Annotated in this window: 13 protein-coding genes; 7 read left to right on the forward strand and 6 right to left on the reverse strand. The window is 53.6% G+C overall.

The features are described from left to right. Positions 1-31: 31 nt before the first annotated feature. The gene (tssB, locus tag ACR42C_RS16220; protein WP_320720035.1) at positions 32-529 is read right to left on the reverse strand and encodes a type VI secretion system contractile sheath small subunit; all 498 of its coding nucleotides are present in this window, start codon (positions 527-529) and stop codon (positions 32-34) included. A 639-nt stretch (positions 530-1,168) separates the two neighbouring features. Then, complete coding sequence (locus tag ACR42C_RS16225) at positions 1,169-1,306, reverse strand: hypothetical protein (protein WP_159427010.1); 138 nt, start codon at positions 1,304-1,306, stop codon at positions 1,169-1,171. Positions 1,307-1,318: 12 nt separating this feature from the next. Between ACR42C_RS16225 and lpxP the strand changes: the two genes are divergently transcribed. Both lpxP and ypdK read left to right on the forward strand, forming a co-directional pair. After that, the gene (lpxP, locus tag ACR42C_RS16230; protein ID WP_163330978.1) at positions 1,319-2,239 is read left to right on the forward strand and encodes a kdo(2)-lipid IV(A) palmitoleoyltransferase; all 921 of its coding nucleotides are present in this window, start codon (positions 1,319-1,321) and stop codon (positions 2,237-2,239) included. 358 nt (positions 2,240-2,597) lie between these two features. Beyond that, positions 2,598-2,669, forward strand: a complete 72-nt coding sequence (gene ypdK, locus ACR42C_RS16235; protein WP_099458937.1) for a membrane protein YpdK — start codon at positions 2,598-2,600, stop codon at positions 2,667-2,669. Between the two features lie 53 nt (positions 2,670-2,722). Here the strand turns inward: ypdK and alaC are convergent, their stop codons facing one another. Beyond that, positions 2,723-3,961 carry an alanine transaminase gene (gene alaC / locus ACR42C_RS16240; protein WP_320720034.1) on the reverse strand — a complete coding sequence of 413 codons (1,239 nt, stop codon included), beginning with the start codon at positions 3,959-3,961 and terminating at the stop codon, positions 2,723-2,725. A gap of 386 nt (positions 3,962-4,347) precedes the next feature. On the opposite strand from alaC, the gene ACR42C_RS16245 reads away from it, so the two are divergent. Both ACR42C_RS16245 and ACR42C_RS16250 read left to right on the forward strand, forming a co-directional pair. Continuing rightward, a complete protein-coding gene (locus ACR42C_RS16245; protein WP_116338459.1) occupies positions 4,348-6,054 on the forward strand; it encodes a sensor histidine kinase in 1,707 nt (568 codons plus the stop codon). A gap of 1 nt (position 6,055) precedes the next feature. After that, entirely contained in the window at positions 6,056-6,787 is a 732-nt protein-coding gene (locus ACR42C_RS16250; RefSeq protein ID WP_116338457.1) for a LytR/AlgR family response regulator transcription factor, read from the forward strand. A 38-nt stretch (positions 6,788-6,825) separates the two neighbouring features. On the opposite strand, the gene glk is transcribed toward ACR42C_RS16250, so the two are convergent. Next, positions 6,826-7,791 carry a glucokinase gene (gene glk, locus ACR42C_RS16255; RefSeq protein WP_116338455.1) on the reverse strand — a complete coding sequence of 322 codons (966 nt, stop codon included), beginning with the start codon at positions 7,789-7,791 and terminating at the stop codon, positions 6,826-6,828. A gap of 204 nt (positions 7,792-7,995) precedes the next feature. On the opposite strand from glk, the gene ACR42C_RS16260 reads away from it, so the two are divergent. Further along, positions 7,996-9,231, forward strand: a complete 1,236-nt coding sequence (locus ACR42C_RS16260) for an ion channel protein (RefSeq protein WP_479984339.1) — start codon at positions 7,996-7,998, stop codon at positions 9,229-9,231. Here the strand turns inward: ACR42C_RS16260 and ipdC are convergent, their stop codons facing one another. Next, on the reverse strand, positions 9,232-10,890 hold the full coding sequence (gene ipdC, locus ACR42C_RS16265) for an indolepyruvate decarboxylase (RefSeq protein WP_163330973.1): 1,659 nt from the start codon (positions 10,888-10,890) through the stop codon (positions 9,232-9,234). It abuts the gene before it with no gap. 184 nt (positions 10,891-11,074) lie between these two features. Here ipdC and mgrA point away from each other — a divergent pair, with 184 nt between their 5' ends. Together mgrA and ACR42C_RS16275 are read left to right on the forward strand one after the other, a co-directional pair. Beyond that, the gene (gene mgrA, locus ACR42C_RS16270) at positions 11,075-12,073 is read left to right on the forward strand and encodes an L-glyceraldehyde 3-phosphate reductase (protein WP_192983635.1); all 999 of its coding nucleotides are present in this window, start codon (positions 11,075-11,077) and stop codon (positions 12,071-12,073) included. 127 nt (positions 12,074-12,200) lie between these two features. Beyond that, positions 12,201-12,551, forward strand: a complete 351-nt coding sequence (locus tag ACR42C_RS16275) for a DUF2502 domain-containing protein (RefSeq protein ID WP_116338447.1) — start codon at positions 12,201-12,203, stop codon at positions 12,549-12,551. A 32-nt stretch (positions 12,552-12,583) separates the two neighbouring features. On the opposite strand, the gene ACR42C_RS16280 is transcribed toward ACR42C_RS16275, so the two are convergent. After that, positions 12,584-13,822 carry an Nramp family divalent metal transporter gene (locus ACR42C_RS16280; protein WP_320720029.1) on the reverse strand — a complete coding sequence of 413 codons (1,239 nt, stop codon included), beginning with the start codon at positions 13,820-13,822 and terminating at the stop codon, positions 12,584-12,586. Positions 13,823-13,944: the final 122 nt, after the last annotated feature.

The raw sequence follows: 13,944 nt of genomic DNA on the forward strand, positions 1-13,944 counted from the left end.
CCTTGATTAATCCGTTAAAACAGCTTGATGGTTAAGGTTTTTTTGGTGCCAGAGCTGATAGCTCATTTCGCAACTCAGCGCTAAGCGACTGGTCAAGAACGATTTTTTCCAGCTCTTTTCGGAAAGTCTGGTTATCCAACAGGTTGGCCTTCAGATCGCGAAGCAAGTTGCGCATCGCCAGCATCGCCTTCAACTGCGGTATCTGGGCAGCAACCTGCTCCGGCGTGAAATCTTTCATGCTCTGGAAAGTCAGCTGAATGTTGTCTTCACCACCATCGTCAGAGAGCGTATTTTTAACGGTCAGATTAACTTTTGGGGAATATTCGGAAAGGACACTGTCAAAATTATTTTTGTTAATATTAACTTTTTCACGATCGGATATTGACGCAGATTCCTGCCCGTTGCTGAAATCACCCGTAACAAGCAATTTCAAGGGCAATTCCATTTTCTTACTTGCTCCGCCAGTATGCAGGTCAAGCTTCAGGTTAATACGTGCCTTAGGCACCTCATTCTGAAAACTGTCAGCCATCTCATCGTCCCTCTTTGTTTTGCTATGAAAACTTCACGGTATCGTTCTTGATGCGCAATAATAGAATAATGATCGGCGTAAAATCAAATGCACAGATCATTTACCCGAATCAAGAAATTTCTTAAGAGTTTTCCACTAAAATATTATTGCGGAATGGCTAGTCAACTCAGAAAAAGACGCTACTTCTGGACTATAAAACGAATATTCATATCGAATAAACGATCGCAGGCAGATAAACCCTCACAAAAACGCCCTGTCTTGACCTGCATCATAACAATGAAGTCAAAAATAATAAACACACAGGCAAGCGTTATTGTGACTCGATAAAATGAAGACGTTAAGAAATAATGAAAACACACGATTTTATTGATTGCATGAATAACACCTAAGAAATTTCGCAGGGAATTTTCTTATTAATTTACCTGGAGTGTTAAATAATTTTTTAACTAAGTGACCTGCCACAACTTAACCCGCGACGCTTTTTATTCATTCAGCCCCCCATTTTGAGATGTTTCCATCGCCAACACATGCAGACTGACGCTTTCACAGCAGAGAATATAAAAACTGTAAAATCAAGCACCTCCCTGACTGTCGCTTTTTTAATCAAAAACGAGTAATAGCACATAACGTATAACGGTGCTACATTACGCCGCCCGCCCAAATCAGCAGTGGCCAGGCAACGCCGTAAAGTTCGGTAAAGCCTGCAACCATCACCTTGAAGAACGGTCTTATCGGCACGTCGTATCGCAAACTCTGCGCTACCTTTACAGGCTTCATATAGGTTTTACTATTTTGTCTCAATCCAAATTTCAGCGTGCGTTTTTACACCCACGTTACTGGTTTACATGGTTTGGTCTTGGCGTTCTCTGGCTGCTGGTTCAACTCCCCTACCCTGCGCTGCGTTTGCTGGGATCTAAACTGGGTAGCGCCTCCCGCTATTTCCTGAAGCGTCGCGAATCCATCGCGCGTAAAAATCTTGAGCTTTGCTTCCCTCAGTACAATGCTGAAGAGCGCGAGAAACTCATCGCTGAAAACTTCAAGTCTATCGGCATGGCGTTGCTTGAAACCGGCATGGCCTGGTTCTGGCCGGATGAGCGCGTGCGCAAGTGGTTTGACGTGGAAGGACTGGATAACCTTAAACGCGCGCAGATGCAAAAACGCGGCGTGATGGTCGTTGGCGTTCACTTTATGTCGCTGGAGCTGGGCGGCCGCGTGATGGGGCTTTGTCAGCCCATGATGGCAACCTACAGACCGCACAACAGTGCGTTGATGGAGTGGGTGCAAACGCGCGGCCGTATGCGTTCCAACAAAGCGATGATCAGCCGTAATAACCTGCGCGGTATGGTTGGTGCTCTGAAGAAAGGTGAAGCCGTCTGGTTTGCACCCGATCAGGATTACGGACGTAAAGGCAGCAGCTTTGCTCCCTTCTTTGCCGTAAAAGACGTGGCGACGACCAACGGTACTTTTGTCATTTCGCGTTTGTCAGGTGCCTCCATGCTGACCGTGACAATGGTGAGAAAAGCGGATAAGTCAGGCTACCGTCTGCACATCTCCCCAGAAATGGCTAACTATCCGGAAAACGAGTGTGAAGCGGCAGCGTTTATCAATAAGGTCATCGAAACAGAAATTATGCGCGCGCCTGAGCAGTACCTCTGGATGCATCGCCGTTTCAAAACGCGCCCTCTCGGCGAAGCCTCGCTCTATATTTAAGCCTTCCAGTAAGGTTAGTTTCGCTAAGAAACTAACCTTTTCAATCACCTGTCATCCCACGACTAAACCGCCTTTCATAGCGTCGCTCAAAGTGAATTTATTGCGTCGTGAAATCAAACTGTCGCCGTTCCACGACACTCGTAAGTAACGGAAATTATTTAAAAAAATCCCTCTTGCCACCCCTCATTTTTAGGCGTACATTAGCGCCGTCTGGCTACAGGAAAGCACAGAATTCTGAGCTGGAGTCGGCGGCATAACGGGATAATTCTCATTTCTGATTTGGCCGGATTTCAGCTCTCTATAATCAGTTGGACTCTGTTTTTAAGTGCGTACCACAAGATACGCGGAGCGATGAAACGTGAAATATTTCTTTATGGGCATTTCGGTGATCGTTTTAGTCTGGGCCGGAACCTTTGCCCTGATGATCTAGTGAAGAACATGCAGTCAAAAAAACAGGAGCCATTTGGCTCCTGTTTTTTTATGTCATGACGATGCGGGGTGTTCTGCGACGCTCTTTGAGGTGAGAAGACCGTCGGCCCGGAACATACTTTTGATGCCCCTCACCGCCTGACGAATACGGTCGCTGTTTTCAATCAGGGCAAATCGCACATGGGTGTCGCCGTAATCACCAAAGCCAATGCCCGGTGACACACACACCTTCGCATCCTGCAGTAGTTTTTTAGCAAACTCCAGCGATCCCATCGCCGCGTACGGTTCAGGAATTTTCGCCCAGACGTACATGGACGCTTTCGGCATTTCCACCATCCAGCCGGCCTCATGCAGCCCTTTTACCAGCACGTCGCGGCGGCGCTTATACTGGGCGGCAATCTCGTGAACGCACTGCTGGTCGCCTTCCAGGGCAGCGATAGCGGCGACCTGCAGCGGCGTGAAGGTACCGTAGTCGTGGTAACTCTTGATTCGCGCCAGTGCACTTACCAGCGTTTTGTTACCCACCATAAAGCCAATACGCCAGCCCGCCATGTTGTAGCTTTTCGACAGGGTAAAGAACTCCACCGCCACATCACGCGCCCCGGGAACCTGCATAATCGACGGGGCTTCCCAGCCGTCATAGACGATGTCAGCGTAAGCTAAATCGTGAACCACCAGCACGTCATAACGCTTGGCCAGCGCGACAACTTTCTCGAAGAAATCAAGCTCTACGCACTGGGCCGTTGGGTTCGACGGGAAACCCAGGATCATCATTTTAGGTTTCGGATAGCTTTCGCGAATGGCACGTTCCAGCTCGTTAAAGAAATCGACACCTTCCACCAGCGGCACGGAGCGGACCTGCGCCCCGGCAATCACCGCGCCGTAGATATGGATCGGATAGCTTGGATTAGGCACCAACACCGTATCGCCATGATCCAGCGTGGCCAGCATCAGGTGTGCCAGCCCCTCTTTCGAGCCGATGGTGACAATCGCTTCACTTTCAGGATCAATATCGACCTGATAGCGATCCTGATACCAGCGCGAGATCGCGCGACGTAACCTGGGAATACCGCGAGAGGTTGAGTAGCCGTGCGTATCCGGGCGCTGGGCAACCGTGCAAAGCTTTTCAACGATATGCGGCGGCGTAGGGCCGTCAGGGTTACCCATGCTGAAATCGATAATATCTTCGCCGCGCCGACGCGCAGCCATCTTCAGTTCAGCGGTGATATTGAAAACATAAGGGGGGAGACGATCGATACGCGTAAAACGGCGTTCAGGACTGAATTCAGCCATAGATTCCTCAGATTAACGTTAGCGCCCGGACCGTCCGAGCGACGCTGCCACCGATGTGGCGTGCTTAGAAAATAACCTGAAAAAAATCATGCTGTCGAGGGGGAAATGAAAAAAAAGCGCGCGCGTGAAAACCGGAATACGGCAACGCCTGAAATTGAAAGCATGGTTCTGATATCGGCTTTCTGTTAGCCGTTATTTAACACAATGATATCAAAACAGTTACCTGCCGATATGGTGCTGAGAACAAATCGGGTCGCATCAATCCTTACCATGCAATCCCCTTTGTAAATTATGGTTTTTCCTCATTTGATAAACCCGACGGATAGCTGGTCAATACGCCCCAGGTTTTTTATCATGGTTTTTTCCCGTTTTCCCAGGTCTGCTCCGTGCACGAGATATTCACTATGCTGCTGGCGGTTTTTGACCGTGCGGCATTAATGCTGATTTGCCTGTTCTTCCTTATTCGCATTCGCCTGTTTCGCGAGCTGTTGCATAAATCCGCACACTCGCCGAAAGAGCTGTTGGCCGTAACCGCCATCTTTTCGCTGTTCGCCCTGTTCAGCACCTGGTCCGGGGTGCCGGTAGAGGGTTCGCTGGTTAACGTGCGCATTATCGCCGTCATGTCCGGCGGAATTTTGTTTGGCCCGTGGGTGGGTATCATCACCGGCGTGATAGCCGGGACCCATCGCTACCTGATTGATATCGGTGGCGTAACGGCAGTGCCGTGCTTTATCACCAGCATTATCGCCGGGGTGCTATCCGGCTGGATAAGCCGCAAGATCCCGAAAAAACAGCGCTGGCGCGCCGGGATTGTCGCGGGCATGGTGTGCGAAACGCTGACCATGATTCTGGTCGTCGTCTGGGCCCCCACCACCGCGCTGGGGCTGGATATCGTTTCAAAAATAGGTATTCCCATGATCCTGGGCAGCGTCTGCATCGGTTTTATCGTGCTGCTGGTGCAGAGCGTTGAAGGGGAGAAAGAGGCCAGCGCCGCCCGTCAGGCCAAGCTGGCGCTGGACATCGCCAACAAAACGCTGCCGCTCTTTCGTCACGTTAACGCGGAGTCGCTGCGCCAGGTTTGCGAGATTATCCGCCACGACATTCACGCTGACGCCGTCGCCATCACCAATATCGACCACGTGCTGGCCTACGTTGGCGTTGGGGAACACAACTATCGCGACAGTGATGACACCATTAGTCCGACCACCAGACAGGCGATTAACTACGGCAAAATCATTATTAAAAACAATGATGAAGCTCACCGAACGCCGGAGATTCACTCGATGCTGGTGATCCCGCTGTGGGAGAAAGGCGTTGTGACGGGCACGCTGAAAATTTATTACTGCCACGCGCATCAGATCACCTCCACGCTGCAGGAGATGGCCATTGGCCTGTCGCAGATTATTTCTACCCAGCTTGAGGTCTCCCGGGCAGAACAGCTGCGCGAGATGGCAAATAAGGCAGAGCTGCGCGCGCTTCAGAGCAAAATTAATCCCCATTTCCTGTTTAACGCGCTGAATGCCATCTCCTCTTCCATTCGTTTGAATCCGGACACCGCGCGCCAGCTGATTTTTAACCTGTCGCGCTATCTGCGCTACAACATCGAACTAAAAGATGACGAGCAGATCGACATCAAAAAAGAGCTGTATCAGATCAAAGACTACATTGCGATTGAGCAGGCGCGCTTCGGCGACAAGCTCACGGTGATTTTTGATATTGATGAAGAGGTCAACTGCGTGATCCCGAGCCTGCTGATCCAGCCGCTGGTCGAAAACGCGATTGTTCACGGTATTCAGCCCTGTAAAGGCAAAGGGGTGGTCACCATCAGCATCACTGAAAGCGGAAACCGGGTGCGTATTGCCGTACGCGATACCGGCCACGGGATTGACCCAAAAGTCATTGAGCGCGTGGAGTCTAACGAAATGCCAGGGAATAAAATCGGGCTATTGAACGTACACCACAGGGTCAAGCTTCTCTACGGCGACGGGCTGCATATTCACCGTCTTGAACCAGGCACTGAAATCGCTTTTTACGTCCCGAATGAACGCTCCCCTGTTCATGCGGCGACATCACTGTTACCTCAGGGCGAGTAATATGAAAGTTATCATCGTAGAAGATGAATTCCTGGCTCAACAGGAGCTCAGCTGGCTTATCAAAACCCACAGCCAGATGGAGATTGTGGGTACGTTTGATGACGGTCTGGACGTGCTGAAGTTTTTGCAGCACAACCGGGTCGACGCGATTTTTCTCGATATCAATATTCCCTCGCTGGATGGCGTACTGCTGGCGCAAAACATCAATCAGTTTGCCCATAAGCCGTTTATTGTGTTCGTTACCGCCTGGAAAGAGCACGCCGTAGAAGCTTTCGAGCTGGAGGCGTTTGACTATATTCTGAAACCTTACCAGGAGTCGCGGATTGTCAGCATGCTGCAAAAGCTGGAGGCCGCATGGCAGCAGCAGACCGCCCCCGCCAGCGCCAGCCCCGCGGTACGCGAAAACGACACCATTAATCTGGTCAAAGATGAGCGCATCATCGTGACCCCGGTCAACGATATCTACTACGCCGAAGCGCACGAAAAGATGACGTTTGTCTATACGCGGCGGGAATCGTATGTCATGGCGATGAACATCACCGAGTTTTGCAGCAAGCTGCCAGCGGCCCACTTTTTCCGCTGCCACCGTTCGTTCTGCGTCAATTTAAATAAGATCCGCGAGATCGAACCGTGGTTTAACAACACCTATATTTTGCGTCTCAAAGATCTGGATTTTCAGGTGCCGGTGAGCCGCAGCAAAGTGAAAGAGTTCCGCCAGCTGATGCACCTGTAACGAAAGAGCCCTCTCCCGCGGGAGAGGGTTATGATGCGTCAGAGGATTTGACCGAGAACCTGACGCAGATGGGCACCCGAACCCAGCAGGCCTGGGTTATCATGCACGATGAGATAAACAGGAATGTCCTGTACGTAGCTTCTGAAGCGCCCTTTATCTTCAAACCCGCCGCGGAAGCCGGAGGCTTTAAAGAAGTCGAGGAAGCGCGGCACAATCCCGCCCGCAATATAGACCCCACCGAAAGTGCCCAGCGTCAGCGCCAGGTTGCCGCCGAAACGTCCCATGATCACGCAGAACAGCGACAGAGCGCGGCGGCAGTCAATGCAGCTGTCCGCCAGCGCGCGTTCGGTGACGTCCTTCGGCTGCAGATTTTCCGGCAGACGACCATCCGATTTCACAATCGCCCGGTACAGGTTCACCAGCCCCGGCCCTGAAAGGACGCGCTCGGCGGAAACGTGGCCGATCTCCGCGCGTAACTCTTCGAGGATAATGCCCTCTTCTTCGCTGTTTGGCGCAAAGTCTACGTGGCCGCCTTCACCCGGCAGGCTCACCCAGCGCTGAGCAACATGCACCAGGTGCGACACGCCCAGGCCGGTACCGGCACCGTAAACCGCAATCGGCTTGCCCTCGACCGGCTCAGCACCGCCAAACTGGATCAGGTGCTCCGGCTTTAGCATCGGGATCGCCATGGACACCGCGGTGAAGTCGTTGATGATTTCCAGATGCGCAAACCCGAGGTTTTTTTTCATCTCTGCGATGGAGAAGGCCCAGGTATGGTTGGTCATTGCGACCCAGTCGCCGGTTATCGGGCAGGCAATGGCGATGCAACCGTCTTCGACGCTCGCCTGATGCTCTTCCAGATAGACGCGAACAACGGCCTCAAGGCTTGGGTAATCCAGCCCTGAGTAGGTTTTCGCCCGGGAAATTTCGCCGCTACTTACATCGCATAATGCGAGACGCGCGTTCGTGCCGCCCACATCGCCTACCAAAGCATACTTTGTCATTCTTCTACTGCTCCGCTAAAGTCAGAATAAATCTTTGGGACACTGTAAATTCAAGGCGTGATAACAACAACGACCGGAAGGTGAATGCCCGTGGATTATCGATCTTCGTCACAGAATAACTTTACCGTTTCAGCACCTTTTGCACTATTGCCAGAAGGCTTAATGTGCAAAGTAACGTAATACCTTTTGTACAAGGAAATCATCATGCTCCACCCGCGAGCCAGAACCATGCTGTTGCTGGCCATTCCTGCGCTGATCATCGGCGTGGCCTCAAGCCTGGTACTTATTGTCGTGATGAAAGTCGCGTCGGTGCTGCAAACCCTGTTATGGACGGCGCTTCCGGCAAAACTTGGAGTCACCGCTGATTCTTCGGCGTGGATCATTGTAATGCTGACGTTAACCGGCATTGCGGTGGGCCTGGTGATCCGTTTCAGTCCCGGTCATGCCGGACCGGACCCGGCGCTGGAACCGCTGATTGGCGCTCCGATTCAGCCCTCTGGACTGCCGGGGCTGATCGTCGCGTTGATCGTGGGCCTGGCGGGCGGCGTCAGTCTGGGCCCCGAGCATCCTATTATGGCGGTGAATATAGGTCTGGCGGTTTACCTTGGCTCACGCATTCTACCGCGCGTCGGCGCGCTGGACTGGACCATCCTCGCCTCCGCTGGCACCATCGGAGCGCTTTTCGGCACGCCTGTTGCTGCCGCTCTGATTTTTTCACAGACGCTCACCAGCAATGATGATGCCCCACTCTGGGATAAACTTTTTGCTCCGCTGATGGCTGCAGCCGCCGGCGCGCTGACGACCAGCCTGTTTTTCCATCCCCATTTTTCCCTCTCTCTGCCCCACTACGGAGAGATGCAGATAGCGGATATTTTCAGCGGCGCCATCGTCGTCGCAATAGCCATCGCGCTGGGGATGGTGGCGGTATGGTGTCTTCCGCGCCTGCACCGGCTGGTGCATAAGCTCAAACATCCGGTGCTGATTCTGGGTACAGGGGGATTAATCCTCGGAATATTAGGCTCGATTGGCGGGACGGTGACGCTGTTCAAAGGTCTGGATGAGATGCAGCAGCTCGCCTTCAGCCAGGTATTTAGCGTTTCCGATTACCTGCTGTTTGCCGTCATCAAGCTGGCGGCGCTGGTCGTAGCTGCAGCCTGCGGTTTCCGCGGTGGACGCATCTTCCCGGCGGTGTTTGTCGGTGTGGCACTGGGGCTGATGCTGCACGAGCATGTCGATGCGGTTCCAGCGGCGATTACCGTCTCCTGCTCTATTCTGGGGCTGGTACTGGTGGTGACGCGTGATGCGTGGCTAAGCCTGTTTATGGCGGCGGTCGTGGTGCCGGATTCAACGCTTTTCCCGCTGCTCTGCATCGTGATGTTGCCCGCCTGGCTCCTGCTGGCGGGCAAACCGATGATGATGGCCTGGCGAAACGACAAGTAATCAGGCGCTATTGCGCGCTTCCAGCGCTTTGGTGATCGCTCCCAGCAGCGGCGGGATGTCCGCTTTTGGCAGCATCACCTCAATCAGCGAGAGCCGCTCGTGGTGCGCCACTTTCTCCAGCACGTCCGCCAGTTGCTCCGCTTCACTGACCCGCCAGCACTGAGCCTGAGGATCGAGGCTCAAGGCCTGCGGGATTTGCGTCCAGTTCCATAGCGCAATGTCGTTGTAACGCTGTTCCGGCCCGTGAATTGCCCTTTCAACCGTGTATCCTTCGTTGTTGAGCACCAGGATGATGGGGTGTTGTTTATCACGCAACATTGACCCGAGCTCCTGAATGGTCAGCTGCGCCGCGCCATCACCCGTCAGCACAATCACGCGCCGGTTCGGGCAAGCCGTTTGCGCGCCGAACGCCGCGGCAAGGGTGTAGCCGATCGAGCCCCACAGCGGCTGGACGATAAAATTCACATCGGCAGGCAAACGCAGGTCAATCGCGCCGAAGGCCGAGGTCCCCTGATCGGCAAGGATGATATCTCCCGGGCGAATAAACGTTTGCAGCGTTTTCCAGAAATTCTCCTGGGTAAGCGATCCCTCCGGTTGAGGGAAGTTCATCGCGCTATGGGACAAGGGAGCTGGCTTCTCGTGAACATGCTGTTTGCACAGCTCCACCAGCGTTTCAATTGCCTGAAGCATTGGGATGCCGGTAAACCAGATATCACCGACGCGTGAAGCATGAGGCTGAACCTCTATCGTTTGCGACGGGGTTAACTGGTGGGTGAAGCCAGCCGTCAGGGTATCGGTAAATCGCGTGCCGATGCACAGCACCGTGTCCGCCCCCTCTATCGCCTCTTTTACCGGGCCGGCGCTTGCCGAACCGCTGTAAGTGCCGTAAAAGCCGGCGTGACGTTCGTCGAATATGCCTTTGCCCATCAGCATGGTGGCGTGTGCCATCGGTACGTCCTTCACCCACTTCTGTAGCGCATGCTTCAGCCCATGGCGCAGAACAAGGAAATCCGCTAACAGCGCGGTACGTTTGCTGGCAGCCAGTTTATTCTCCGCGGCATCCCGGAACGCTTTCAGGCAGGCGCTATCGGCATGGGCATGCCGAAGCGTGAGAGCGTTTACAGGCGGCGTGGCGGCTTTTTTTGCCACATCGGCAGGTAACATCAGGTAGCCGGGGCGACGTTCCCGGAGCATGGTCGTCAGTACCCGGTCAATTTCATAACAGGCGTTTTGTTCGGTCAGGATCGCCTGTGCAACGGTGATCGGTTCGCTCATATGGTAAAAATGACGGAACTCACCATCGCCCAGAGTATGGTGCAGCAGCTCCCCTCTTTGCTGAGAAGCCGTGCCCGGCGCCCCAACGATATGCAGTACCGGAACGTGCTCGGCATAGCTGCCCGCAATGCCGTTCATGGCACTTAACTCTCCTACGCCAAACGTCGTCAGCAGCGCCGCGAAGCCCTTACAGCGGGCATATCCGTCAGCGGCATAAGAGGCGTTTAATTCGTTGGCACAGCCCACCCAGCAGATATCCGGGCTGTCTATCACGTGGTCGAGAAACTGCAGGTTATAGTCGCCCGGCACGCCAAACAGATGATCGGCTCCACAATCTGTAAGACGGTCCAGCAGGTAATCGGCGACGCAGTACGGGGTACGCATAAACAGGTATCCTTCTGATGTTGACCTCACCTTGAGTATTAAATAAGCGTGATGGCTGTCCAGAATTGGCGGTAAGAAGGGTATGGAAAGAATGCTTTACAAAAAAGGCTGCGCTATGCTGCTTTTTTTCACGTTAATGTAAACGTATACACTGCTTTATCTCTTCAGCGCGAGGGGTCATAAAATGGGTTATCAGCCGGACAAAAGTCGTTACCAGACAATGGAGTATCGCCGCTGCGGGCGTAGCGGGCTCAGGTTACCTGCCGTCTCGCTCGGGCTGTGGCACAATTTTGGTGACGCCACGCTTCTCGAAAACAGCCGTCAACTTTTACAGCGCGCGTTCGATGTGGGTATTACGCATTTCGACCTTGCCAATAACTATGGTCCCCCGCCGGGGTCCGCCGAGCGTAATTTCGGCCGTATTTTGCAGGAGGATTTCCTGCCCTGGCGCGACGAGCTAATCGTCTCCACGAAAGCGGGATATACCATGTGGGACGGCCCTTACGGCGACTGGGGATCGCGCAAATATCTGCTGGCAAGCCTGGATCAAAGCCTGAAGCGCATGGGGCTGGAGTATGTCGATATCTTCTATCATCACCGTCCCGATCCTGAAACGCCGTTGCAGGAAACCATGAAAGCGCTTGACCATCTGGTGCGCCAGGGCAAAGCTCTGTATGTCGGGTTATCCAACTACCCCGCCGAACTGGCGCGTAGAGCGATTGATATCCTGAACGATCTGGGCACGCCCTGCCTGATTCACCAGCCGAAATACTCGATGTTCGAACGTGCGCCGGAACAGGGTTTGCTGGATGTTCTGCAGGAAAAAGGGGTCGGCTGTATTCCCTTCTCGCCGCTTGCAGGCGGACAGTTGACCAACCGGTATCTTAACGGTATTCCCGCCGATTCCCGTGCGGCAAGCGGCAGTCAATTCCTTAACCCGGATCAGATCACCGAAGAGAAGCTGGAGAAGGTACGCAAGCTAAACGCCCTGGCGGAAAGCCGCGGCCAGAAACTCTCCCAGATGGCGCTGGCCTGGGTGTTACGCCATGAGGAAGTGACCTCGGTGCTGATTGGGGCAAGTAAAGCGGCTCAGATCGATGACGCCGTGGGCATGCTGAAAAACCGCCATTTTTCCGCAGAAGAGCTGACGCGTATTAACGAAATCCTGAACAGCTCAAAATAAAACCACTTTTAGCAAAAAGTGCTCTCCCTCAGCAATTCGGAGTTGAGGCGATGAAACGAGGCTTTACCAACTCGTAATATTGCGTTAACAGGCCCCACGAAGGCCCCGATCGTGAAGGAGAAAGAGTATGTTCAGGTCACTGATTCTTGCAGCGGTATTACTGGCTTCAGCCCCGCTCATCGCCACTGCGGGCGAAATCACCCTGTTGCCATCAGTAAAATTACAAATTGGCGATCGTGACGACTACGGCAGATACTGGGACGGTGGCTACTGGCGCGACCGTGACTACTGGAACCGTCATTATGAATGGCGTGGTGACCGCTGGCGCAGGCATGATAACGGCCTGCATCGCGGCTGGTATAAAAATAACGCCTATGAACGCGGCTACCGCGAAGGCTGGAACGATCGTGACGACCGCCGCGGCGGCTGGGGTCACGGCGGAAAAGGACACGGTGGTCACGGCCACGGTCGTCATTAATGCAAAAAGGAGCCTCCCGGCTCCTTTTTCTTTTATAGCCCCAGCGCTGTGCCAATCAACAACCATAAGTTTAGCGCTACGACTACCACCACAATCGCCCAACCGGTTCGTTTCACCAGCGTCGTGTTAACCAAATCGCCCATCAACGTTTTATTGCTGGTGAAAATCAGCAGCGGCACCAGCGCCAGCGCAATACCAAAGCTCAGCAGCACCTGGCTCATCACCAGAATTCGCGTTGGATCGAGCCCCATCAGAATCACAACAAATGACGGCAACATGGTGACAAAACGACGCACCCACAGTGGAATATGGAAGCGCACAAAACCCTGCATCACCACCTGCCCTGCCAGCGTACCTACCACCGTGGAAGAGAGGCCGGCAGCGACCAGGCTCAGCCCAAATATCGTTGCAGCAGCATGGCTCAGTAACGGCTCCAGCGTGAGATAGGCCTGATCGAGATCGGCAATACCGGTATGGCCGTTAAAATGGAAAGCGGCGGCGGCGGTGGCCATCATCGCCAGATTCACAAAACCCGCGATGGTCATGGCGATTGCCACATCCCATTTGGTTGCCGAATAACGCTCTTTGCGCGTCCCACCATGAAGATGTTGGGTCAGCGAGGAGTGTAAATAAATGACATGCGGCATGATGGTCGCCCCCAACACCCCGGCGGCCAGGAACACCGCTTCCGAGGTGGGCAGGCCTGGGATCACCATGCCTGTCGCGAGCTGCGCCAGGTTCGGCTGTGAGAAAATCAGCTCAACGATGTACGCCGCAGCGACAAACAGCAGCAGACCACCAATGACCTTCTCCAGCGGCTTTTGCCCTCGACGCTGCAGCATCAGGATCAGGAACGTAGCAATCCCGGTCAGTACCGCCCCTTGTAACAGTGACACACCCAGAATTAGCTTAAAGCCGATCGCCGCGCCGATAAACTCAGCGAGGTCGGTTGCCATGGCGATGATTTCTGCCTGAACCCAGTAGAGCCAGACCGCTGGACGCGGATAGTGGTCGCGGATTTGCTCCGCCAGGTTTTTACCCGTGGCAATCCCCAGCTTTGCAGAGAGCATCTGGATCAGCATCGCCATCAGGTTAGCCCAGACGACCACCCACAGCAGCTTATAGCCGAAGCTGGCCCCGGCCTGAATATTGGTCGCAAAATTACCCGGATCGATATAGCCGATGGCAGCAATGAACGCAGGCCCCATTAATGCGAACCGCAACTTGCGCGCTGCTCTGCCACTGCTACCTTCTACGCGACTGTTTGTCATTATCTGCCTCTGGAAATATAGCCTTTGCTATGTTTAATGCTATCAAAATGAGAATGATTATCAAGATCATTTGAATGGTTTGAAATGATTTCTCTGATAGCTAAGAACGATAGATGGGCAGG

The organism is Enterobacter sp. MG-EB028, assembly GCF_056673305.1.

Bases quoted from the DNA above. Each gene is read 5' to 3' on its own strand.
- tssB (WP_320720035.1), bottom strand. From the start codon at position 529: ATGGCTGACAGTTTTCAGAATGAGGTGCCTAAGGCACGTATTAACCTG.
- ACR42C_RS16225 (WP_159427010.1), bottom strand. From the start codon at position 1,306: ATGAAGCCTGTAAAGGTAGCGCAGAGTTTGCGATACGACGTGCCGATA.
- alaC (WP_320720034.1), bottom strand. From the start codon at position 3,961: ATGGCTGAATTCAGTCCTGAACGCCGTTTTACGCGTATCGATCGTCTC.
- ACR42C_RS16250 (WP_116338457.1), top strand. From the start codon at position 6,056: ATGAAAGTTATCATCGTAGAAGATGAATTCCTGGCTCAACAGGAGCTC.
- glk (WP_116338455.1), bottom strand. From the start codon at position 7,791: ATGACAAAGTATGCTTTGGTAGGCGATGTGGGCGGCACGAACGCGCGT.
- ACR42C_RS16260 (WP_479984339.1), top strand. From the start codon at position 7,996: ATGCTCCACCCGCGAGCCAGAACCATGCTGTTGCTGGCCATTCCTGCG.
- ipdC (WP_163330973.1), bottom strand. From the start codon at position 10,890: ATGCGTACCCCGTACTGCGTCGCCGATTACCTGCTGGACCGTCTTACA.
- mgrA (WP_192983635.1), top strand. From the start codon at position 11,075: ATGGGTTATCAGCCGGACAAAAGTCGTTACCAGACAATGGAGTATCGC.
- ACR42C_RS16275 (WP_116338447.1), top strand. From the start codon at position 12,201: ATGTTCAGGTCACTGATTCTTGCAGCGGTATTACTGGCTTCAGCCCCG.
- ACR42C_RS16280 (WP_320720029.1), bottom strand. From the start codon at position 13,822: ATGACAAACAGTCGCGTAGAAGGTAGCAGTGGCAGAGCAGCGCGCAAG.